Annotated in this window: 2 protein-coding genes and 1 tRNA gene; all 3 read left to right on the top strand. The window is 70.2% G+C overall.

Annotated elements, in window-relative coordinates:
* Window positions 1–584: 584 nt before the first annotated feature.
* The 3 genes from orn to KK087_RS17100 all read left to right on the top strand — a co-directional run bounded on the left by orn (window position 585) and on the right by KK087_RS17100 (window position 1,871).
* Window positions 585–1,223 carry an oligoribonuclease gene (gene orn / locus KK087_RS17110; protein WP_214545626.1) on the top strand — a complete coding sequence of 213 codons (639 nt, stop codon included), beginning with the start codon at window positions 585–587 and terminating at the stop codon, window positions 1,221–1,223.
* A 75-nt stretch (window positions 1,224–1,298) separates the two neighbouring features.
* A tRNA-His gene (locus KK087_RS17105) sits at window positions 1,299–1,374 on the top strand.
* 152 nt (window positions 1,375–1,526) lie between these two features.
* On the top strand, window positions 1,527–1,871 hold the full coding sequence (locus tag KK087_RS17100; protein ID WP_214566855.1) for a metallopeptidase family protein: 345 nt from the start codon (window positions 1,527–1,529) through the stop codon (window positions 1,869–1,871).
* Window positions 1,872–2,029: the final 158 nt, after the last annotated feature.

The following is a 2,029-nucleotide window of genomic DNA, read 5'->3' as shown; positions in this document are numbered from 1 at the left end:
CCGCCCGCCTGCCCGCACGTGCGTGACCGCCTCTTCTGCCGAGCGGGCGAAATGTCCGGGTCCGTCCGCAGGACGACCCAGGCATTCCGCCCGCTCGTTCCCACCCCGCCAGGTCGAGGCGGCCGTCCCGGCGAGTGGGCGAGATGTCAGGGTCCGTCCGCAGGACGACCCGGACATCTCGCCCACTCGCGGGAGCGAGGCAGATGGCGGATGACAGGGGTGCCGAGATCGGTGCGGAAGACGGGTTGGACGGGACCGCCTGGAGGCGCGGGTCGGCGCGACGGAGTCGCCACGGGCCTCCAGGCGGTCGCCGCCGCCACGATGCGGCCCGCCCGCGGACGAGCGGGCGGAACACCGGCGTGCGTCCGCGAGGCGACCCCGGCATTTCGCCCGCTCGCGGAACGGTGCGCCTCGCGGGAGCCCGCACCCAGCGGTCCCGCGGGCGAGCGGGCGGAGCACCCGGGTGCGTCCATGGGGCGGCCCTGGCATTTCGCCCGCTCGGCAGAAGAGGCGGTCACGCACGTGCGGGCAGGCGGGCGGCGGCACGTACGGGCAGCACGCAGGGCGGGAATAGGATCGAGGGCATGGCAACCGCGAATGACCGCCTCGTCTGGATCGACTGCGAGATGACCGGCCTCGACCTCGAGGTCGACGAACTCGTCGAGGTGGCCGTGGTCATCACCGACTTCGACCTCGAGCCCGTGCACCCCGGCTTCGACATCGTCATCAAGCCCGACCAATCGGCGCTCGACAACATGAACGAGTTCGTGACCAACATGCACACGACCTCGGGGCTCATCGAGGAGATCCCGAACGGCGTGAGCCTGGCGGACGCCGAGTACCAGGTGCTCGAGTACATCCTCCAGCACGTCCCCGCCGAGGGCTCCGCACCCCTCGCCGGCAACACCATCGGCACCGACCGCGCGTTCCTGTCGAAGTACATGCCGAGGGTCGACGGACACCTGCACTACCGCAGCGTCGACGTGTCGAGCATCAAGGAGCTCTGCCGCCGTTGGTTCCCGCGCGTGTACTTCAACGCGCCGGAGAAGCACGGCGGGCACCGGGCCCTGGCGGACATCCTCGAGTCGATCCGCGAGCTCGAGTACTACCGCCGCGCCGGCTTCGTCGCCGAGCCCGGCCCGAGCACCGACGACGTGCGTGCCGTCCAGGCCGACGTCGTGGCGAAGTGGGAGTCACGGCTGGCGCAGCCCGCGGCCGAGTAGCGACACGGGTGGTCCGCGCCCCGTCCCGCATGTACTACTATTGAGTGGTCGCGCCGGTCCGCCGGTTCGAACATGGTGGATATAGCTCAGTTGGTAGAGCGCCTGGTTGTGGTCTAGGAGGTCGCGGGTTCGAGACCCGTTATTCACCCCAGTCGAGGGAGAGTCCTGTTGCGTGGAGCGCAACCGGGGCTCTCCCTCAGTGTTTGTCTGGGCGCCTCCGGCGCCGTGCGGCTTCGCCGCGAGCCGCGAGCCGCGAGCCGCGAGCCGCCAGTAGTCAGAGCAATGTGGGACGATCCCTCCGTGATGCAGATGTCCGCCGAGGCGTTCGAACAGCTCGTGACCGATGAGCTCGACCTGCTGCCCGACGAGATGGTCGACGGGCTCGACAACGTGGTGTTCGTGGTCGAGGACGAACCGGAGAACGGCGAAGACCTGTTCGGCGTCTACGACGGCATCGCGGCCACCGAGCGCGGGCAGTACGGCTTCGGTGAGCTGCCCGACCGCATCGTCGTGTTCCGGAAGCAGCACCTGGCCGAGTGCGACACCGTCGAGGAGCTCAAGGACGAGGTGCACACCACCCTCGTGCACGAGATCGGCCACTTCTACGGCATCGACGACGAGCGGCTGCACGAGCTCGGCTGGGCGTAAGCGGGCAGGCGAGCGGCCGAGCAGGCCGGGCGACGGCGCGACGGCGCTCCCGGGTTTCGGGCTCAGCGACAGTCCACGGGGCCGCGAGCGCGTGAGCTGTCGCCCACCGCGAAAACTCGCCTCGCACCACCGGCACCCGCACCCGCACCACCCGCCCC

The sequence above is a fragment of the Curtobacterium aurantiacum genome (assembly GCF_018598555.1).
Taxonomy (GTDB): domain Bacteria; phylum Actinomycetota; class Actinomycetes; order Actinomycetales; family Microbacteriaceae; genus Curtobacterium; species Curtobacterium aurantiacum.
This window is presented reverse-complemented; position numbering and strand designations above follow the sequence as displayed.